17 protein-coding genes are annotated in these 18,809 nt (G+C 70.9%); 5 read left to right on the forward strand and 12 right to left on the reverse strand.

All coding sequences use genetic code 11. From position 1 onward, the window contains the following. Window position 1: 1 nt before the first annotated feature. Complete coding sequence (locus ACIBK0_RS07130) at window positions 2-1,849, reverse strand: alpha-L-arabinofuranosidase C-terminal domain-containing protein (RefSeq protein ID WP_399076508.1); 1,848 nt, start codon at window positions 1,847-1,849, stop codon at window positions 2-4. After that, window positions 1,846-2,076, reverse strand: a complete 231-nt coding sequence (locus tag ACIBK0_RS07135; RefSeq protein WP_399076510.1) for a hypothetical protein — start codon at window positions 2,074-2,076, stop codon at window positions 1,846-1,848. The genes ACIBK0_RS07130 and ACIBK0_RS07135 overlap by 4 nt, the downstream gene beginning before the upstream one ends. Before the next feature lie 137 nt (window positions 2,077-2,213). On the opposite strand from ACIBK0_RS07135, the gene ACIBK0_RS07140 reads away from it, so the two are divergent. Next, window positions 2,214-2,663 (forward strand): DUF6314 family protein, encoded by a 450-nt coding sequence (locus ACIBK0_RS07140; RefSeq protein WP_399076511.1) that lies wholly within the window; start codon window positions 2,214-2,216, stop codon window positions 2,661-2,663. On the opposite strand, the gene ACIBK0_RS07145 is transcribed toward ACIBK0_RS07140, so the two are convergent. Next, a complete protein-coding gene (locus tag ACIBK0_RS07145; RefSeq protein ID WP_399076513.1) occupies window positions 2,645-3,238 on the reverse strand; it encodes a histidine phosphatase family protein in 594 nt (197 codons plus the stop codon). The two genes, ACIBK0_RS07140 and ACIBK0_RS07145, sit on opposite strands and share 19 nt — an antisense overlap. 223 nt (window positions 3,239-3,461) lie before the next feature. Further along, entirely contained in the window at window positions 3,462-4,919 is a 1,458-nt protein-coding gene (locus ACIBK0_RS07150) for a PLP-dependent aminotransferase family protein (RefSeq protein WP_399076515.1), read from the reverse strand. On the opposite strand from ACIBK0_RS07150, the gene ACIBK0_RS07155 reads away from it, so the two are divergent. Next, window positions 4,918-5,892: a DMT family transporter gene (locus tag ACIBK0_RS07155; protein WP_399076517.1), complete on the forward strand. Its 975-nt coding sequence runs from the start codon at window positions 4,918-4,920 to the stop codon at window positions 5,890-5,892. The two genes, ACIBK0_RS07150 and ACIBK0_RS07155, sit on opposite strands and share 2 nt — an antisense overlap. A gap of 92 nt (window positions 5,893-5,984) precedes the next feature. Beyond that, window positions 5,985-6,179, forward strand: coding sequence for a DUF1918 domain-containing protein (locus ACIBK0_RS07160; RefSeq protein WP_399076519.1), 195 nt, complete (start codon window positions 5,985-5,987; stop codon window positions 6,177-6,179). Between the two features lie 15 nt (window positions 6,180-6,194). On the opposite strand, the gene ACIBK0_RS07165 is transcribed toward ACIBK0_RS07160, so the two are convergent. Next, window positions 6,195-7,448 carry a glycoside hydrolase family 10 protein gene (locus tag ACIBK0_RS07165; RefSeq protein ID WP_399076748.1) on the reverse strand — a complete coding sequence of 418 codons (1,254 nt, stop codon included), beginning with the start codon at window positions 7,446-7,448 and terminating at the stop codon, window positions 6,195-6,197. A gap of 169 nt (window positions 7,449-7,617) precedes the next feature. Here ACIBK0_RS07165 and ACIBK0_RS07170 point away from each other — a divergent pair, with 169 nt between their 5' ends. Both ACIBK0_RS07170 and ACIBK0_RS07175 read left to right on the forward strand, forming a co-directional pair. Then, complete coding sequence (locus tag ACIBK0_RS07170; RefSeq protein WP_399076521.1) at window positions 7,618-8,481, forward strand: 3-hydroxybutyryl-CoA dehydrogenase; 864 nt, start codon at window positions 7,618-7,620, stop codon at window positions 8,479-8,481. 202 nt (window positions 8,482-8,683) lie between these two features. Continuing rightward, window positions 8,684-8,941, forward strand: a complete 258-nt coding sequence (locus tag ACIBK0_RS07175) for a hypothetical protein (RefSeq protein WP_399076523.1) — start codon at window positions 8,684-8,686, stop codon at window positions 8,939-8,941. A gap of 29 nt (window positions 8,942-8,970) precedes the next feature. On the opposite strand, the gene ACIBK0_RS07180 is transcribed toward ACIBK0_RS07175, so the two are convergent. The 7 genes from ACIBK0_RS07180 to ACIBK0_RS07210 form a co-directional block, all read right to left on the reverse strand. Continuing rightward, window positions 8,971-9,516: an NUDIX hydrolase gene (locus tag ACIBK0_RS07180; RefSeq protein WP_028801563.1), complete on the reverse strand. Its 546-nt coding sequence runs from the start codon at window positions 9,514-9,516 to the stop codon at window positions 8,971-8,973. Window positions 9,517-9,658: 142 nt separating this feature from the next. Then, window positions 9,659-10,999, reverse strand: coding sequence for a transcriptional regulator (locus ACIBK0_RS07185; RefSeq protein ID WP_399076525.1), 1,341 nt, complete (start codon window positions 10,997-10,999; stop codon window positions 9,659-9,661). A 265-nt stretch (window positions 11,000-11,264) separates the two neighbouring features. Further along, window positions 11,265-12,263, reverse strand: coding sequence for a PP2C family protein-serine/threonine phosphatase (locus tag ACIBK0_RS07190; protein WP_399076527.1), 999 nt, complete (start codon window positions 12,261-12,263; stop codon window positions 11,265-11,267). A gap of 603 nt (window positions 12,264-12,866) precedes the next feature. Further along, on the reverse strand, window positions 12,867-15,374 hold the full coding sequence (pheT, locus tag ACIBK0_RS07195) for a phenylalanine--tRNA ligase subunit beta (RefSeq protein WP_399076529.1): 2,508 nt from the start codon (window positions 15,372-15,374) through the stop codon (window positions 12,867-12,869). Beyond that, window positions 15,374-16,498: a phenylalanine--tRNA ligase subunit alpha gene (gene pheS / locus ACIBK0_RS07200; protein ID WP_399076531.1), complete on the reverse strand. Its 1,125-nt coding sequence runs from the start codon at window positions 16,496-16,498 to the stop codon at window positions 15,374-15,376. The genes pheT and pheS overlap by 1 nt, the downstream gene beginning before the upstream one ends. Before the next feature lie 181 nt (window positions 16,499-16,679). Then, window positions 16,680-17,885, reverse strand: a complete 1,206-nt coding sequence (locus tag ACIBK0_RS07205; RefSeq protein ID WP_399076533.1) for an ATP-binding protein — start codon at window positions 17,883-17,885, stop codon at window positions 16,680-16,682. A 51-nt stretch (window positions 17,886-17,936) separates the two neighbouring features. Further along, a complete protein-coding gene (locus ACIBK0_RS07210; RefSeq protein ID WP_399076535.1) occupies window positions 17,937-18,794 on the reverse strand; it encodes a TrmH family RNA methyltransferase in 858 nt (285 codons plus the stop codon). Window positions 18,795-18,809: the final 15 nt, after the last annotated feature.

Below are 18,809 nucleotides of genomic sequence, written 5' to 3' on the forward strand. Positions count from 1 at the left end.
GCTATTTCTGCTTGATCCTCAGGAAGGTCACGGAGTTCGCCGGGAAGGTGTACGTGAAGCGGTCGGCGACCCCTGCGAAGGTGGACCTCACCGGGGCGACCGCCGTGGCCGTCTCCGAGTTCACCGCGTCCGGCGCGGCCTGCAGTGTGGTGACGGCGGCCTTGCGGCCCACCTTCGCCCCACCCAGGTCGATCGCCGTACGGGCGTCCGCGGACTGGGCGTTGACGACCTTGACGATGAGATCACCGGTCTTCGCGTCCCGCGTGATGACCTGCCGGAACGGCTCCGCGGGCTTGTCGTCCGTGAAGCTGCCCCACTCCTGGCCGTCCAGGTAGAGGGTCACCTGACGGCCTCGTACCTTGATGTCGATGTCGTAGGCACGGCCCGTCTCGATCGAACCGGCCTTGGAGATCAGCGTCGACTTGCCGCCGTCCACGGCCTGTTCGACCGCGGAGGTGGTGTTGTTCCAGCCGCCGAGGTTCCACCAGTAGTAGTTGCCGGTGTCCTTGACGCCGAAGGCGACGAGGAAGCCCTCCTTGCCGGACTTCTTGGTGGCCTTCACCCGCAGGTCGTAGTCGTGCCAGGCCGGGTCGCCGGCCGGCACCATGGTGTTCTCGGCGGCCACGTCGCTCTGCACGTACTGCCCGTCCTGGAGACTCCAGCTTCCGCCGCCGGTGTGGGTCCACTGCGCGGCGTCACCGCTGAAGTCGTCGCTCAGCAGCGTGGTCCCGTCCGCGCCGGTGACCTTGACGTCGTCGTACGCCGCCGTGGTCGCCCAGGCCGACAGGCCGACGGCGCCCGAGATCGGCGCGCTCAGCGACGGTGTGGTGGTGGCACTGCTGGGCACCACCCGGTCGCCGACGTTGCTCATGAAGAGCTTCTGCACCTCGTAGTCGGCCGAACCCCATGAGGCGTGGTTGTTGAACCAGATCATGTCCGGACGCCACTGCACGTAGTCCTCGTTGGCGAGCAGCGGGGCGTACGAGGCGAGCTTCACGACGTCCGCGTTGCGCTCCAGGCCGGTCATGTACGCGGCTTCGGAGAGGGCGTTCTTGAAGGTGTTGCCGCCCGAGGCGTACTCCCCCAGGAAGACCTTCGGGCCGTTCCGGTCGTACGAGTCGTAGCGGTCGTTGTTCTGCAGGAACCACTGCGGGCTGTTGTAGTAGTGCTCGTCGACCATGTCGACGTTCGCGTCCTTGTTGAGCTTCCAGGCCGTGTCGAAGGTGGTGCCGGAGTCGTCCGGGCCGGCGTTTGAAACCACCGTGACGTCCGGGTACTTGGCCTCGATCGCGGCGCGGAACTGCTGGAAGCGGGCGAAGAACTCGTTCGGCAGGTTCTCCTCGTTGCCTACTTCCAGGTGCGTGAGGTGGAAGGGCTTGGGGTGGCCCATCTGGGCCCGCTTCCTGCCCCACTCGCTCGTGACCGGCCCATTGGCGAACTCGATGAGGTCGAGGGTGTCCTGGATGTGCCGCTTGAGCAGCGCGTCGTCGTCGGTGGCCTTGTTCTGGCCGCAGCCGGTGACCAGCGCGGGCACGACGGGCAGCGGCATCGCGCCGATGTCATCGGCGAACTGGAAGTACTCGTAGTAGCCGAGGCCGTAACTCTGGTTGTATCCCCAGAAGTTGGAGTTGGTGGCGCGCTGCTCGACCGGGCCTATGGTGTCCTTCCACTGATACGAGCGCTTGCGCGGATAGCCCGACGCCTCGTCATATCCCTGCATGCTCCCGGTGTTGACCAGACAGCCTCCCGGGAAGCGCACGAACCCGGGATGGAGAGCGGCGATCTTCTCGGCGAGATCCTTGCGCAGACCGTGCCCCTTGTACGTGTCCCGGGGCAGCAGCGAGATCATGTCGAGCGAGACGGGGCCGGCCGCGGCGACGGTGAGGCGTCCGGGTGGTGCTGCTGCGGGCCGCGGTCGTCGATCTTCGCACCCGAGCCCTTCGGGTCGACGGTGATCGCGTAGTCGGTGACGTCGGCGGCGGCGCTCGCCGGAGCGGGCCCGGATACGACGGTGGAGGCCACCAGGAGGGCGGTGGCCGTGAGTCCGAGTCTCCAGCGGGTGCGGGTGGGTGACATGGATACTCCGCGGCTCTGTAGTGTTGAGTTGTTCGAAATATCAGACGTCGATCAGTACTTCGAACGGCAAGATAGGGAGGGGGCCGGAGTGCGTCAATGGGTCGCGCAGCATCGGATGGGACGGAGAGCGGGTCGGCATGGGCGAGTTCTGGCCAGTGGCGGACGTACTGGCCTACCTGACCGGCAACTGGCGGGTGGAGCGCTCGGTGCGGGATCTGGCGAGCGGCGCCGAGGGCCGGTTCACCGGGACGACCGTCTTCTCGCCGCTCGAAGACGGCGGCGACGGCCTCCTCCATCGGGAGTCCGGGACCTTCGTCTGGCAGGGCACGTCCCGGCCCGCCGAGCGGACGCTGTGGTTCCTGCCGGGAGAGCGCCCGGGCAGCGCGGCCGTACGGTTCTCCGACGGCCGCCCCTTCCACGATCTGGACCTGACCACCGGGCGGCACATCGCCGACCATCCGTGCGCGGCGGACCTCTACCGGGGCGAGTTCACCGTCCGCGACGAGAACCGCTGGCGGACCGTGTGGCGCGTGCGGGGGCCCGCGAAGGACCTGGTGCTCACCACCGACTACGCGCGCGTGGACTGAGAGAACGCGCCGTCGAAGCGGAGGTTCCAGCGGCCGGCCCGCCCGGTGACGGTGGTCGTCGACAGGGGGCGTACATCGATGTTCCAGTACGTCGAGGGCGGCGCCTTCAGGGCGTAGACCAGGGCGGCCCGGATCACGGAGGGTTCGGCCACGGCGACGATGCGCCCGCCGTCGTCGGCGGGCCTGGTGTCGAGCCAGGCGCCGACGCGAGCGATGAAGGCCAGCAGCGATTCGCCGCCGTGGGGCGTGGACCGTGGGTCCGCGAGCCAGGCGTCGACGGCCTCGGGTTCACGGGCCATCGCCTCGCCCAGCGTGAAGCCGCGCCAGCGGCCCATGTCGCAGTCGCGCAGGGCGAGCTGGACGAGCGGCGCGTACCCCAGGGCGTCGCCCGTGGCACGGCTGCGTGGCGTCGGCGAGCAATAGCGCAGCTCGGCCGCCGCCAGCGACACCAGCTCGGGGGCGGCTCGCTGCACCTCGTCCCAGCCGGCCTGGTCCAGCGGCCGGTCGTCCTGGAAGCGCTCCGCGAGCAGCGAGGAGCTGCGCGCGGCGGCGACGAACGTGACCCGAAGATGCATGCGGAGATCGTGGAGCGCGGGACTCCGCAGGTCAAGGGGGGTTACGCAGGGTATTTACGGGCTCACTGGAGCGGGTCCGCCAAGCGGGCTTGCGGCGCGCGGGCTCCGACGCACCGTTTTGGTTCTTCGCCTCCTCCGCCCCTTCCCGTCCCGTGTCCGGGGGCTGCCGTCCCCAGCTCCGCGGCATCGGTCTCGACGGCGTCGTCCTCGAACGCCGGACGGGCTAAGAACCTCCGGCGGCGGCCGGCCAAGAGATCTCCGCACACGCCGCCCGCAGTCTGCGTACCCCCTCGGTGATCTCCTCCGCTCCCGCCACCGCCGCGAAGCTCAACCGGAGGTGGGCGGCCGGGGGTTCGGCGCTGAAGTAGGGGCGACCGGGTGTGACGGCGACGCCTGCGCGGAGGGCGGCGGTGACCAGGGCGGCCTCGTCCGTGCCGTCGGGCAGGCGCAGCCAGAGGTGGTAGCCGCCGAACGGGATGTGAGGGAGAGAGAGTTCGGGGAGGTCCAGCCGCAGCGCGGTGGTCATCGTGTCGCGACGGGCCTTCAACGCGGTGGCCAGGGCGCGGAGATGGCGGGGCCAGGCGGGAGAGCCGACGAGTTCGAGCGCGGCCTCCTGGAACGGGCGCGGCACGAAGAAGGTGTCGACGACCTGGATGGCGCGCAGCCGCTCGAGTACCGGACCGCGCGCTGCCAGTGCGCTCACCCGGAAGCTCGGCGAGGTCGCCTTGGTCAGCGAGCCGACGTGCACGACGACTCCGTCGGGGTCCTCGGCGGCCAGCGGCCTGGGCAGCGGGCCCGAGTCCTCGTGCACCAGGCGGCGTACGAAATCGTCCTCGACCACGAACGCGCCGGCGTCGCGCGCGATGCGCAGCACCTCGCCCCGCCGCTCGGGCGCGAGGACGGCACCTGTCGGGTTCTGGAAGAGCGGCTGGCAGACGAAGACGCGGGCGCCGGTCGCGCTGAAGGCGTCGGCGAGCAGTTCGGGCTTCACACCGTCGGCGTCGACGGGCACCGGCACGGGGCGCAGTCCGGCCGCGCGGGCGATCGCCAGCATGCCCGGATAGGTGGGCGATTCGACCAGGACCGGCGCCCCGGGGGGCGCGAGCGCGCGCAGGGCGGTCGTCAGCGCGGACTGACCGCCCGCCGCGATGAGCACCTCGGCCGCGGTGATGGCGCCCCCGATCCCCCGCGCGAACCACTCGCGCAGTTCCGTGAGCCCTTCCATGGGCGGCCTGGACCAGGCGCCGGGACGGCGCCCGGCCCGGGACAGGGCCGCGCCCATCGCCCGCTCGGGCTGCAGCGACGGGTGCAGATAGCCGCCGTTGAACTCGACGACACCGGGCGGCGGGGCGGCGAGCGAGACGAGGACGCCGGACGCATCCACCGTGCGCGGTACGAGTTCGGCCGCGGCGTCCGCGCTGAGTGCGAGCTCCTGCCAGGCGGTGTCGCCGGTGGGAGCGGGGGCGGTACGCGGCTGCGCCCGGAACGCGCCGGCTCCGGGCCGGGTGACCACAAGACCCTCGGCGGCGAGCTGCGCCAGCGCCCGCGACACGGTCACCGGACTCACCCGGAACCGCTCCACGAGTGCCCGACTCGACGGCAGCTTTCCACCGGGTGAGTAGCGGTCCAGCTCCCGACGCAGCTGATACGCCAGATCTCCCACACTGCTACGCTCATGCATGAGAACACAGGATAGCGCTACTGTAGAGACCCCGATAGCGGTTGTCACCACCGGGACCCCCGCGAGCGCCACTGCTCGGAGCGCCGCGACCGGCACCCCGCGGACCGCTGCGAGGGCCCGCCGCTCGGGCACCCTCCAAGCCGCCCTCGGCGTCACAGCCTTCTCCCTGACCTTCCCTTCCACCGCCTGGGGCCTGGAGGGCTTCGGACCCTGGTCACTGGTGGCCGTGCGCAGCGTCCTGGCGGCGGTCATCGCGGGCGGCTGCCTGTTGGCGCTGCGTGTTCCGGTGCCGGGCCGCCGCCACGTGGCGGGGCTGGCCGTCGTCGCTGCGGGTGTCGTGGTCGGCTTCCCGCTGCTGACGACGCTGGCGCTGCAGACGTCGACCACCGCCCATGCGGCCGTGGTGGTCGGGCTGCTGCCGCTGACGACCGCGCTGTTCTCGGCGCTGCGCACCGGGGCGCGGCCCTCGCGGATGTTCTGGGTGGCGGCCGTGGCGGGCGCGGCCGCGGTGATCGCGTTCACCGTGCAGCAGAGCGGTGGCGCGCTGACCGGCGCGGACGCGTATCTCTTCGGAGCGCTGCTGATCTGTGCGGCGGGCTACACCGAGGGCGGTCGGCTCGCCCGTGTCATGCCGGGCTGGCAGGTCATCGGCTGGGCGCTGGTCCTGTGTCTGCCGCTGTCGGTGCCGGGCGCGCTGATCGCGCTGTCGCAGGAGCCCGTGCAGCTGACCACGCACAGCGTGACGGGTCTGCTGTGGGTGTCGACCGTGTCGCAGTTCCTCGGCCTGGTCGTCTGGTACCGCGGCATGGCATCGATCGGAATTCCGAAGGCCAGCCAGTTGCAGCTGGCGCAGCCGCTGCTCACACTGGTGTGGTCGGTACTGCTCCTGGGCGAGCAGCTCACACCGGCCGCACCCCTGACGGCCGCCGCCGTTCTGGTCTGCATCGCGCTCACCCAACGGGCGCGGGGCTGACCGGCACGCACGGGCCGGGCCAACCGGCGCCACCAGCCGTAGACTTGCGGCAACGGACCGCTACTCCCGCACATGACGAGGAGACCGTTCACATGCGTGCAACCGTGGGCGACCAGATTGTGCAGCACGGCAGGATTGTCGGGCAGCACGACAAGGTCGGGAAGATCACCGAGGTCCTGGGGGCGGAGGGCAATCCCCCGTACCGCGTGAAGTTCGAGGACGGGCACGAGGGAGTGTGCTCACCGGGCCCGGACACCGAAATCCGCCACAAGGACATGATGCAGTAGCCAGCAGACAGAAAATCAGCGCGGAGTTCTCGCCGACTGCTGATAGTGGTCGGCGACAACCCGTGCCATCGCGCCGATGCGATCCGAGCCGACCTCCCTGGCGGAGAAGAAGACGTGCCCGCGCACCTGCGGGTAGTCGCGGGCGAGCGTGAGGTGCCGGGAGAGCTCTGCCGGGTCCTGCCAGACCGCGGGCTGCGCCGGATCGCCCGCCTTGTACAGCGCCTCACCGACGTACAGCTGCACGCCCGTCCCCTCGGCGACCGACGACCACCAGGGCAGGAGTTTCGCGTAGTCGGCGGCGGCGAGTCCGATGTTCCAGTACAGCTGCGGGCAGATGTAGTCGATCCAGTGTTCCCGGACCCACTTCCTGGTATCGGCGTGCAGATCGTCGTAGGTCTGCACGCCGGCCCGGGTCGGCGAGCCGAGCCCGTCGGTGGTGGCGTTGCGCCACACCCCGAAGGGGCTGATCCCGAAGCGCGCCGCGGGCCGGATCTCCTTGATGCGGGCGGCCATCTCCAGGACCAGGCAGTCGATGTTGTCGCGCCGCCAGGCGGCCTTGTCCGGGAAGCCCGCGCCGTGGGCCGCGTACGTCGCGTCGTCGTCGAAGACCTGGCCGTCGACCGGATACGGGTAGAAGTAGTCGTCCCAGTGCACGGCGTCGATCTCGTACTTCCGCACGGCGTCGAGCATCGCGTCCTGGACGAACCCTCGGACCTGGGGCAGCCCGGGATCGTAGTAGAGCTTCCCGCCGTAGGGCACGACCCAGTCGGGGTGCTCGCGGGCGGGGTGGTTCGCCACGAGCCTCGTCGGGTCGGTGTGGTGGGCGATCCGGTACGGGTTGAACCAGGCGTGCAGCTCCAGGCCGCGCGCATGGGCCTCCGTCACCGCGGTGCCCAGCGGGTCCCAGCCTGGGTCCTTGCCCTGGACACCGGTCAGGTACTGGGACCACGGCTCGTAGGGCGAGGGCCACAGCGCGTCGGCCGTGGGGCGCACCTGGAAGATGACCGTGTTGAGGCGGAGGCGTACGGCGGTGTCGAGATGGTCGAGGAGTTCGGCGCGCTGCCGGCCGGCGGTCAGGCCCGGGCTCGACGGCCAGTCGCGGTTGGAGACGGCGGCCAGCCACATCCCGCGCAGCTCGCTCGCGGCCCGCGCCCGGTCGCGACCCCGGGAGGTCGGGCTCGGGGATGCGGCGGTGTCCCCCGCCGTCGCAAGCCCGGAGAGCGTCGCCACGGCTGCCACCGCGAACGCCCGACGCGACAGTCGCCCCATCTCCCACACCCCGCTACGCAGCGGATCCGTGCTGTCACGGATCGTCTCCGCGCCCAGCATGCCCGACCCGGACGATCGATCATCGATACTTCGGAGTAACGTGCACGATCGGAGCAGGCACCGAACAACGGGGGTCCTGCCAGTGCCGTAGATCAGCGAAGGGGACGATGTGACCGACATCGAACGCGTCGGAGTCGTGGGCTGCGGCCAGATGGGAGCGGGCATTGCCGAGGTGTGTGCCCGCGCCGGTCTGGACGTCAAGGTCGCCGAGACCACCGGTGAGGCCCTGGAGATCGGCCGTACCCGGCTCTTCAACTCCCTCTCCAAGGCGGCCGAGCGCGGAAAGATCTCCGAGGAGGAGCTCAAGAGCACCCAGGACCGGCTCAGCTTCACCACGGATCTCGGCGAGTTCGCCGACCGCGACCTGGTGATCGAAGCCGTCGTGGAGAACGAGCAGGTGAAGACCGAGATCTTCCAGGTGCTCGACCAGGTGGTGACCCGGCAGGACGCGATCCTCGCCTCCAACACCTCCTCGATCCCGCTGGTGAAGCTCGCCGTCGCCACCTCGCGCCCCGACCAGGTCATCGGCATCCACTTCTTCAACCCGGCCCCGGTGCAGCAGCTCGTCGAGCTGATCCCGGCGCTGACCACCTCCGAGGGCACGCTCAGCCGTGCCCAGCTGTTCGCCGAGAAGGCGCTCGGCAAGCACGCGATCCGCGCCCAGGACCGTTCGGGCTTCGTGGTCAACGCGCTGCTGATCCCGTATCTGCTCTCCGCGATCCGGATGTTCGAGTCGGGCATCGCGAGCCGCGAGGACATCGACAACGGCATGGAGATGGGCTGCGCCCACCCGATGGGCCCGCTCAAGCTGTCCGACCTGATCGGCCTCGACACGGTGGCCTCGGTCGCGTACTCGATGTACGAGGAGTACAAGGAGCCCCTGTACGCCGCTCCCCCGCTGCTCCAGCGCATGGTGGACGCGGGTCGCCTGGGCCGTAAGTCGGGCTCGGGCTTCTACACGTACGGCCAGTGAGCCGAGGGGCTGACTACGGTCCGTATATCTCGGGCAGGCGCGGGCCCGGCACCCTTTCGGGTGCCGGGCCCGCGCCATTCACACACCGTGTGCGCGCCGGGCCCGCATATGCCCCTCGCACACGCTCCCCACTCGTCCACCAGGCGAGTTGACTTTCCGTGCGCATGTAAGGGATGTGCCGACTACGGAAAGGAGCGGACTCGTGACCGCCGACCCCGAGCATCCCGTGGCCCCAAGGGAACTCGCAGAGTTACGCCGGTCGCTCGAAGTGGGCTTCACCCGCATCGAGGGCGGACTGGCGCTGCTCACTCAGCGCGACGACCAGACCGCCAAGGATCTCGACGACCTGAGCGCACGGGTCGTCGCCCTCGAGCACACCCGCTGGCCACTGCCCACCCTCGCGGCCGTCGCGGCCGTGGGCGCGACGGCCGTGGCGGTCTGGCAGGCTCTGGGCCACTAGGTACCTGGACGCGTGGGGGGGGGGACGGATCAGGGCAACGCGTCCTGCCCGAGCCTGAGATGGTGCAGAAGGAGCAGTGCGGCAGCCATGTTGGCGGCCGGGACCTCGCCGCGGGCGACCATGTCGGGGACGAGCTTTAAGGGAACCCATTCCCTTCGGTCCGATTCGAAGTCGTCCACAGGGTGTCCGATGTACGTGCCCTCGTCGGCCCAGAAGATGTGGTGCCGGGCGTCGGTGAGCCCGTTGGAGGGCTCGACGCTCATCAGATGCCGCAGCGGTCCCGGCCGCCAGCCGGTCTCCTCCTCGAGTTCGCGGGCCGCCGCGACGGCGATGTCCTCACCGTCCTCGACGACACCCGCCGCGAGTTCCCACCCCCAGCTGTCGGTGATGAAGCGGTGCCGCCACAGGAGCAGCACCTCATTGGCCTCATTCACCACAGTGGCCACGGCCACCGGCCGCAGCCGTATCAAAAAGTGATCGAGGTGCCGACCGTCCGGCAGCTCCACATCTGCGAGATTGACGCTGAACCAGCGGTTTGCGTACACAGTTTGTTCGTTCTGTTTCGTCCACTGCACGGTTCTGCCACCTTCCGCCGAGTAGATGGCAATATCGCAGCAGGAGCGTCCTCACAGCAGGCTCACAGCGGTCGGGGCACGGTGCAGCGGCAGCGCAGGCACGGTGTTCTGAAGCGGTACGCGGTGTTTCCGGAGCACATGTCTACAGCGGTACGCGCAGTGCCCCGTCGATGAGTTCGGCGGCCTCGGCCGTGCCCGCACAGCCGCTGCGCACCAGGTGTTCGCGCACCGCGCGGAGTCTGTCGCGCAGTCGCTGCGACTCCATACCCCGCGCCTGTTCGGCCATTTGGACCGCGGTGGCCACCGCCTTGTCGGCATTGCCCTGGCGCAGCTCGATCTGACTGAGCATGGCGAGCCTGTGCACCCGTCCCCGGTCGTGCGCCGGGTTGTCGACGGCGGCTATGGCGTGCTCCCCCGCCGCCACCAGATCGCCGAGGCTGAGCAGCGCCTCCGCCACCTGCACGTTGACCAGGCCCGGCTGGACATAGCCGGTCTCGTCGGGCTCGTAACCCCGACGGATGCGCTCGGCGGCCTGTTCGGCACGCCGGATGCAGGACAGTGCGCTGCTGCCATCACCGAGGTGCGCGTACGCCTTGGCCTGCATCGCGTAGAGATCGGAGGCGAGCGCCGGAGTGATGTGCCGCCCCGCGGCGCGCAGTGCGGCCTCGGCAAAGGCCACGGACTGCCGGTACTCACGCATGAACAGCGACTGATTGACGAGCAGGGCTATGACATAGGCCCCGAGTCCCCTGTCCCCGCTGGCCTTCGCCAGACGCAGCGCCTGGTGGAAGTAGCGCTGGGCGAGTCCGTGGGCGTCGGAGTCGTAGGCGCAGATACCCGCGATGGCGACCAGACCGCCGGTCGCGCGGTGGAGTTGGCGGCCGGTGGCGTCGGTGTAGCTGCCGCGCAGCAGAGGTGCCGTCTCCGAGTTGAGGAAGCCGACGATCCGGGTGCGGGTCGCGATGCCGCCGGCCTTGCGGTACATCTGCTCGTAGTGGGCGCGGGCCGCGCGCAGCATCTCGATGTCGGCCATGCTGACGCGGTGGCGTCCGCCGCGCGAGACGTCGACGTCCTCGGGCGGGTTCTCCCATTCCCACACCGGCATCACGGCGGGCGTTCCGGTGACGGCCGGTGCGCCGAGGATGTGCGGGCGCTGCTGTTCGTCGGAACGCCACAGGGCGGTGGCGCGCTCGACGAAGCCGGAGAGTGAGGTGCCGTGCGGGGTGGACGGCTCGCCGGGCACGCCGAGGCCGATGTCGTCGAGCGTGACCGGCCGGTGGAGTCGGCCGGCGAGCACCTCGCAGATCAGGTCGGGCACTTGGCCGCGCGGGCGCTGGCCCTTCAACCAGCGCGCCACAGCGGTGTGTTCGTACCTGAGCGCGAGACCGCGCGCTCTCCCCGCCTGATTGACGTGGGCGGCGAGTCCCGCGTGCGAGATGCCCGCCTCGTCGAGAATCGCGTCGAGCAAAGTGTTGGGCTGCATGAAGGCCCCCCGGGTGGCTCGGTGCCGACAGACTAGTGCGTCCCGTTTCACACGGGGTGTGAAACGAGTGCCCGTATCCGGGCAGTACGCGCGCTGTCGCAGAGCGTTTCTGGCCGGTTGACTGAAATGCCTCGCAAGAGGCCGGCCGGGCCGCCGGCTCCCCCTCGTACAGTGCGGCGGCCCGATTCCGCGCCGTCCGCCCAGCTGCCTGCCCGACACTCCGTGGCGGGGCGGACGGCCCCGCCGGTTGCACAGCCCCGCGCCCCTAGGGCGCGTGGTGGACCACGGCGTGCCCCTGGTGCAGGGAGACACAACTGCGGTCGTTGCGCAGCACGAGCACGGCAACGTCGTCGGCGGGTCTGCCGCCGGTGTGACGCAGCAGCCCGGTGAGGACTGCGCGCAGGACGGACTGGGGTGAGACGGGCTGGGTACGGACGGCTTCGGTGAGTTCGGCCGGGAGCGGGAAGTAGCGGCCGCGGCCATCGCGTGCGTCCTCGACACCGTCGGTGTGCAGGAACAGCACCTCACCGGGAAGAAGTTGGCCGCAGCGCACGGCCGGCAGCTCGGCCGGGAGCGGGAACGGCCCCAGCGGGGGCAGCGGGTCGGCACGCACAAGTGGTTCGGCCCGGCCGCCGCTCAGCAGATACGGCCAGGGGTGACCGCAGTTGAGGGCGTACACCTCGCCGTCGCGGCGGATCTCCAGCAGCAGCACGGTGACGAACTCCTCGGCGACCGGACTGTCCGGATCGATGCCGGTCGAGGGGTGGTCGGCCCGGGCCCGCTCGCGCAGATGCCGGGCCAGCGCGCGCTCAAGTCTCCTCAGTACGCAGCCGAGTTCGGGCTCGTCGTGCACGGCCTCGCGGAAGCTGCCGAGGACAGCGGCGACGGTTCCGATGGCGCCGAGCCCGTGCCCGCGGACGTCGCCCATGACGATCCGTACGCCGTGCTCGGTGGCGATCACCTCGTACAGGTCACCGCCGACGCTCGCGCCACGGTCCGCGGACAGTTGGGCCGCGGCGACGCTCAGCCCGTCGATGCGCGGGGGCAGCGGCCGCAGCAGCACGTTCTGGGCGGCGCCGGCGACCTTGCGGATCTGCCTGAGCTCCCGCAGCAGCGCCCCTCTGACGTGGAGTATCAGGCTCGCGCCGACCGCGAAGAAGACGGCGCTGGTGACGATCCGGGCGCCGAGCCCGCTCTGCTGCGCGAGCGGGCAGGCCATCTTGTACGTGATCGCCATCGCGCCCCAGGCGATGGGCAGCCCCATGCTGAGTGCCCGGCGCAGCGGTGGGCGCTCGGCCCGGCGAACCGAGTGGTCTAGGCCGCCACGAGGGGCACGTCCGCGGACCAGCCGGGGTCTTCCTCCGCGCACCGTCCGAGTGAGCCCGGCCCGCAGGGCGTCGCCCCGGCCCCGCGGCCCGAGGGCCGCCCGGGCCAGCACCCGTGAATGCGTCCGGAGCCTCGCCCTGCAGGGAGCCCCAGCCTTGATACGGATCATGCCGATTGGCCCCCCAATAGGCCCTGACAGCGCAGAAGGCCTCCGAGAGGCCGGTCCGATTCTGTCGACCGCATGCCCCGATCGGGCCAGATCACCCGGACTTCTCACCCGAATGAGTGAGGTGCCTTCGGATACATGCATTTATGCAGGTGGGCGCAAGGGCAGGCGCCCCGGAAAGCGGCGCGGGGCCGGGTGACACGGCGCGGCTCCGCCGCGTGCGCGCGACCGGTCACGGGCCTCGGACGCGCCCCGATGGACGCGCAGGGAACCCCGATGGACGCGCAGGGAACTGCGCGGGGAACTGCGGGCTCAGCCGCGCACATCCGCAGCCGACAGACGACCCGCAGTTCCCCGAAACAGCCGGCGGAGCCCCTAGGCTCCACGCAGCACGGCCTCCGTACGCTCGGCGGCCAGCGCCACCGCAGCGTCGCGGGCCGCGGACGCCTCGTCCACGGTCAGCGTGCGGTCGGCGGCACGGAACCGCAGCGCGTACGCGAGGGACTTCTTGCCCTCACCGAGCTGCTCGCTGTTCTCGTAGACGTCGAACAGCCGGATGGACTCCAGCAGTTCACCGGCGCCCTCGCGGAGCGCGGCCTCGACGTCCGAGTGCGGGACGAACTTGTCGACGACCAGCGCGACGTCCTGCGTGGCGACCGGGAAGGTCGAGATCTTCGGGCCCTTGGGGAGGCCCTCGCTCGCCTCCTCCAGCGCGTCCAGGTCCAGCTCCATCGCGCAGGTGCGCGCGGGCAGGCCCAGGGTCTTCAGGACACCGGGGTGCAGCTCACCGGCGTACCCGATGACCTGCTCCGCGCCGCCCACGCGGACTGCCAGCTCGGCGCAGCGGCCCGGGTGCCAGGGACCGTACTGGCCGGAGCGGACGAGGAGCTCGGTCCCCGCCTCGCGGGCCAGGGTGCGCGCGGCCTCGACCGCGTCGGCCCAGTCCGCCGGGCGGCCCTTGCCCCACCAGCCGGCCTGCTCCCGTGCGCCCGCGAGGACGACGGCGGCGTGCCGGGGCTGGACGGGGAGCGCGGCGGTGAGTGACGCGATCTCCTCGTCGGTGGGGCGGCGGTCGACGGGCAGCCGCCCGGCGATCCGCAGCTCCTCCTGCGGGTGGAAGACCAGGCCCGTCTCGAAGAGCGCCAGGTCGTGCGAGCCTCGTCCGTCGTTGCGACGCAGGGCCTGGAGCAGGCCCGGCAGCAGCGTCGTACGGAGCGCGGGCTCCTCGTCGGAGAGCGGGTTGACCAGCTTGACGACCTTGCGCTTCGGGTCGTCGTCGGCCAGGCCGAGCTGGTCGAAGACGTGCTCGCCGATGAACGGGTAGTTCAGCGCCTCGACGTAGCCGGCGCCGGCCAGTGCCCGGCCGATACGGCGGTGCAGCCGCTGCCGGTCGGTGAGGCCGAGGCCCGCGGGGGGCTTGGGCAGCGTGGAGGGCAGGTTCTCGTAGCCCTCGAGACGGATGACCTCCTCCGCGAGGTCGTTCGGGTCCGTCAGGTCGGGCCGCCAGGACGGCGCGGTGACGATCAGCTCGTCCTGCCCGTAGACGTCGCAGCCGACCTGCTGGAGACGGCGTACGACGGTCTCGCGCCCGTAGATGACTCCGGCCACCTTGTCCGGGTGGTTCGCCGGAATGGTGATGGTGTGCGGCGCGGAGGGCGCGATGACCTCGGTGACCCCGGCGTCGGCCGTGCCGCCCGCGAGGAGGACCAGCAGGTCGACGGTCCGCTGGGCCGCGGCGGAGGCGGCCTGCGGGTCGACGCCGCGCTCGAAGCGCTTGGACGCCTCGGAGGCCAGCTTGTGCCGACGGGCCGTGCGCGCGATGGAGATCGCGTCGAAGTGGGCGGCCTCGATGACGACCTCGGTGGTGGTGCCCTCGGTGTCGTCGATCTCGGTGTTGGCGCCGCCCATGACCCCCGCGAGGCCGATCGGGCCGCGGTCGTCGGTGATCACCAAGTCCTCGGCGTCGAGCGTGCGCACGACGCCGTCGAGGGTGGTGAGCTTCTCGCCCTGCTCGGCCCGGCGCACTCCGATCGCGCCCTGGACGCGGTTGCGGTCGTAGGCGTGCAGGGGCTGACCGAGCTCCAGCATCACGTAGTTGGTGATGTCGACGGCGAGCGAGATCGGGCGCATGCCGGCCTTCTGCAAGCGCCGCTTCAGCCAGATCGGAGAACGTGCCTCGGGGTCGAGACCCGTCACCGTGCGCGCCGTGAAGCGGTCGCAGCCGCGCGGGTCGGCGACCTGCACCGGGTAGCCGAACGCGTTCGGCGCCGGCACGTCGAGCAGCGCCGGGTCGAGCAGCGGCCGCCCGTACGCGATGGCGGCCTCGCGGGCCACACCGCGCATCGACAGGGCGTAGCCGCGGTCGGGCGTGACGGCGATGTCGAGGACCTCGTCGACGAGCTGGAGCAGCTCGATGGCGTCGGTGCCGACCTCGTGCTCCGGCGGCAGGACGATGATGCCGCCGCTGCCGTCGTCGCCCATGCCCAGCTCGTCGCCGGAGCAGATCATGCCGTGCGAGGTCTTGCCGTACGTCTTGCGCGCGGCGATCGCGAAGTTGCCGGGCAGGACGGCGCCCGGCAGGACCACGACGACCTTGTCGCCGACGGCGAAGTTGCGGGCGCCGCAGACGATCTCCTGCGGCTCACCCGTGCCGTTGGCGGTGCCGACGTCGACGGTGCAGAAGCGGATGGGCTTCTTGAAGCCCTCCAGCTCCTCGATGGTCAGCACCTGGCCGACGACCAGGGGGCCCTTGAGGTCGGCGCCGATCTGCTCGACGGTCTCGACCTCGAGACCGGCCGAAATGAGGTTGGCCTGGACGTCGCGCCCGGTCTCCGTCGCCGGCAGGTCGACGTACTCCCGCAGCCAAGAAAGCGGGACCCGCATCAGATCTCCATCCCGAACGGCCGGGTGAACCGGACGTCACCCTCGACCATGTCTCGCATGTCTTCGACGTTGTGGCGGAACATCAGCATCCGCTCGATGCCGAACCCGAAGGCGAATCCGCTGTACTTCTCCGGGTCGACGCCGCAGGCGACAAGGACCCGCGGGTTGACCATGCCGCAGCCGCCCAGCTCGATCCAGCCCTCGCTGGAGCAGGTCCGGCAGGGGCGGTCGGGGTTGCCGACGGACTCGCCCTTGCAGACGTAGCAGAGCATGTCCATCTCGGCGGACGGCTCGGTGAAGGGGAAGTAGTTCGGGCGCAGCCGGGTCTTCATGTCCGAGCCGAAGAGCGACTGGACCATGTGGTCCAGGGTGCCCTTGAGGTCGGCCATCGTCAGACCCTCGTCGATGGCGAGGAGCTCGATCTGGTGGAAGACCGGGGTGTGCGTGGCGTCCAGCTCGTCCGTGCGGTACACGCGGCCCGGGCACACGATGTAGACGGGCGGCTCGCGGTCGAGCATGGCGCGGGCCTGTACCGGCGAGGTGTGGGTGCGCAGCACGACACCGGACTCGCCGTGGTCGCCCGTCGGGCCCTCGACGAAGAACGTGTCCTGCATCTGCCGGGCCGGGTGGTCCGGGCCGAAGTTCAGCGCGTCGAAGTTGAACCACTCCGCCTCGACCTCGGGGCCCTCGGCGACCTCGTATCCCATGGACACGAAGACGTCGGCGACCCGCTCCATCATGGTGGCCAGCGGGTGGCGAGCGCCGGCCGGTACGCGGTCGTGGGGCAGCGTGACGTCCACCGCCTCCTCGACCAGCACCCGGGCGTCGCGCTCGGCCTCCAGCTCGGTCTGGCGGGCGGCGAGGGCCTTGTTCACGGCGCCACGGGCCTGCCCGACCAGCTTGCCGGCCGCGGCCTTGGCGTGCGGGGGCAGGGCGCCGATCTCGCGGTTGGCGAGGGCCAGTGGCGAGGTGCCGCCGGTGTGGGCGACCTTGGCCTCCTGGAGCGCGTCGAGGTCACCGGCGGCCGCGAAGGCGGCGAGCGCCTCGTCCCGCATGCGCTCGATCTCTTCCGGTTTCAAGGCCTCGACCTCTACAGGGTCGTACGACTTATTCGGTGCCGACATCTCTTCCCGTGCTTCCGGTTGGCTGGCGGATGGTCCCCGTCCACGACTCGGAGACGAATCGTCCACAGATGAGAGGACGCAAAGGTGCCAAAGGCCGAGTCTAACGGGGTGGGAGCCTGCCTCGGACTCGCAGTCCAAGGGGTGGCTCCGGTGCGCGTGCGCCCGTGGGGCCTCTTCGGCGTTACAGCAGATACGCCGGCGTGCCCACGGGCAACGTAAATCGGAACTCGGCGCCGCCGCCGGGGGCGCCGCCGACCGTGATGGTGCCGCCGTGGGCCTCGACGATGCCCTTGACGATGTAGAGCCCGAGCCCGGTGCCGCCGCGCTTACTGCCCCGCCAGAAGCGGGTGAAGACGCGGTTCATGGACTCCTCCGGGATGCCGGTGCCCTCGTCGCTCACGGTGACCGACGTGGCCGCGTACTCGCCGTCCTCCCGCTCACGCGGGGACGCCGAGGGCGCTACGTCGATCGTGACGGTTCCCTCGCCGTGGCGCACCGCATTTTCGAGCAGGTTGCTGAGCACCTGGTCGATCTTGTCGGGATCCGCCCAGAGAGCGGGCAGGGGCTGTTCGAGGCGGAGCAGGAAGCGGTCGGCGGGCTGGCCCGCGGTGACGTACGCCTGGATGTGGCGGCCGACGGCGGCGCCGATGTCGACGGGCTGGCGGCGCACCTCGAGGCGCCCGGAGTCGATGCGGGAGATGTCGAGCAGTTCGGCGATGAGCCGCGTGACGCGGTTGGCGTCGGCGTCGACGGTCTCCAGCATGAGCTTTTTCTGGTCGTCGGTGAAACGCTCCCACTTGGCCAGCAGCGTCGCGGTGAAGCCCTTGACGGAGGTGAGCGGGGAGCGCAGTTCATGGGCGACGATGGCGATCAGCTCGGCATGGCTGCGCTCGGTGCGGCGGCGGGCCTCGGTGTCGCGCAGGGAGACGACGACGCGGTGGATGGGGCCGGTGGGGTTCGTCCGCACATAGCGAGCCGAGACGAGCACCTCACGGCCGCCGGGCAGCAGCAGATTGCGCTCGGGCTGACCGTTGCGGATCGCGAGACCGCCGTACGGGTCGGTGAGCTGCCACCAGCGGCGGCCCTCCAGGTCCTCCAGAGGCAGGGCCGACTCGAGTCGGCGGCCGAGGGCCTCGGAGGAAGGAACCGCGGTGATCCGCGCCGCGGCGGCGTTGAAGCAGATCACCCGGCCCTGCTCGTCGGCGACGACGAGTCCGTCGGGCAGGTCGTCGGGGTCGATGCCCAGCTCGGCTCCGAGCTCGGCGCCGGGGTCGACCGCTGCACCGGCTTCGAGCTCGGCGGCGAGCTCACCGCGCCGGGACGCGGGTGTGCCGCGCACGTCCCGTGCTCGCGGCGCCTTCTGGGCACCGCTCGTGCCGACACTCATCCCCGTACCCCACCTCTCGTCTGGCAGTGGGCCCCCGAGCCCGTCACCCTACTAGCTGTCGGTGACGGAACGGCACCCTCCGGAGGCGCGCTGTGCACGGGCGGATGCATAGAGACATACGGCGGCGGCCGTGGCGAGGTTCAGGCTCTCGGCCTTTCCGTGAATCGGAACGCGCACGACGGCATCGGCCAGCGCGCGGGTCTCCTCCGGAAGCCCCCATGCCTCGTTCCCGAACACCCAGGCGGTGGGCCCGCCCATGGTCCCCTTGTCGAGCTCGTCGTCGAGATCGTCGTCACCGGCGCCGTCGGCGGCGACGATCCGCACCCCCGCGTCCTTGAGCCCCTGCACGGCCCGCTCGACGGGCACGCCGACGGCGACGGGCAGATGGAACAGCGAGCCGACCGAGGCCCGGACGGCCTTGGGGTTGTAGAGGTCGACGGACGCGTCGGTGAGGACGACGGCCTCGGCGCCGGCGGCGTCCGCGCACCTCAGTACCGTCCCGGCGTTCCCGGGATCCCGGACGTGCGCGAGTACGGCGACGAGCTTGGGCTCGGTCCGGAGGATCTCCTCGAACGGCGTGTCCAGGAAACGGCAGACCCCGACCAGCCCCTGCGGGGTGACGGTCGTCGAGATGTCGGCGATCACCGCCTCGTCCGCGAGATGCACACGCGCGCCGGCGTCCCGGGCCTCCCCGACGATGTCGGCGTACCGCTCCGCCGCCTCGACGGTCGCGAAGAGCTCGACCAGCGTGGCGGCACCGTCGGCCCGGTGTGCCGCCGCCTCTCGTACGGCCTGCGGCCCCTCCGCGAGAAACAGCCGCTCCTTCCCCCGGAAGTTCCGCTTCTCCAGCCGCCGCGCGGCAGAGACACGAGGCGAGCGCGGGGAGATCAACTCGGGGGCGGCAGCCATGGGTTCACCTTCGGT

The sequence above is a fragment of the Streptomyces sp. NPDC050564 genome (genome assembly GCF_044457265.1).
Lineage (GTDB): Bacteria > Actinomycetota > Actinomycetes > Streptomycetales > Streptomycetaceae > Streptomyces.

Bases quoted from the DNA above. Each gene is read 5' to 3' on its own strand.
- ACIBK0_RS07130 (WP_399076508.1), bottom strand. From the start codon at position 1,849: ATGATCTCGCTGCTGCCCCGGGACACGTACAAGGGGCACGGTCTGCGC.
- ACIBK0_RS07145 (WP_399076513.1), bottom strand. From the start codon at position 3,238: ATGCATCTTCGGGTCACGTTCGTCGCCGCCGCGCGCAGCTCCTCGCTG.
- ACIBK0_RS07150 (WP_399076515.1), bottom strand. From the start codon at position 4,919: ATGCATGAGCGTAGCAGTGTGGGAGATCTGGCGTATCAGCTGCGTCGG.
- ACIBK0_RS07135 (WP_399076510.1), bottom strand. From the start codon at position 2,076: ATGTCACCCACCCGCACCCGCTGGAGACTCGGACTCACGGCCACCGCC.
- pheS (WP_399076531.1), bottom strand. From the start codon at position 16,498: ATGTCGGCACCGAATAAGTCGTACGACCCTGTAGAGGTCGAGGCCTTG.
- ACIBK0_RS07165 (WP_399076748.1), bottom strand. From the start codon at position 7,448: ATGGGGCGACTGTCGCGTCGGGCGTTCGCGGTGGCAGCCGTGGCGACG.
- ACIBK0_RS07190 (WP_399076527.1), bottom strand. From the start codon at position 12,263: ATGGGGCTGCCCATCGCCTGGGGCGCGATGGCGATCACGTACAAGATG.
- ACIBK0_RS07155 (WP_399076517.1), top strand. From the start codon at position 4,918: ATGAGAACACAGGATAGCGCTACTGTAGAGACCCCGATAGCGGTTGTC.
- ACIBK0_RS07140 (WP_399076511.1), top strand. From the start codon at position 2,214: ATGGGCGAGTTCTGGCCAGTGGCGGACGTACTGGCCTACCTGACCGGC.
- pheT (WP_399076529.1), bottom strand. From the start codon at position 15,374: ATGCGGGTCCCGCTTTCTTGGCTGCGGGAGTACGTCGACCTGCCGGCG.
- ACIBK0_RS07160 (WP_399076519.1), top strand. From the start codon at position 5,985: ATGCGTGCAACCGTGGGCGACCAGATTGTGCAGCACGGCAGGATTGTC.
- ACIBK0_RS07185 (WP_399076525.1), bottom strand. From the start codon at position 10,999: ATGCAGCCCAACACTTTGCTCGACGCGATTCTCGACGAGGCGGGCATC.
- ACIBK0_RS07205 (WP_399076533.1), bottom strand. From the start codon at position 17,885: ATGAGTGTCGGCACGAGCGGTGCCCAGAAGGCGCCGCGAGCACGGGAC.
- ACIBK0_RS07210 (WP_399076535.1), bottom strand. From the start codon at position 18,794: ATGGCTGCCGCCCCCGAGTTGATCTCCCCGCGCTCGCCTCGTGTCTCT.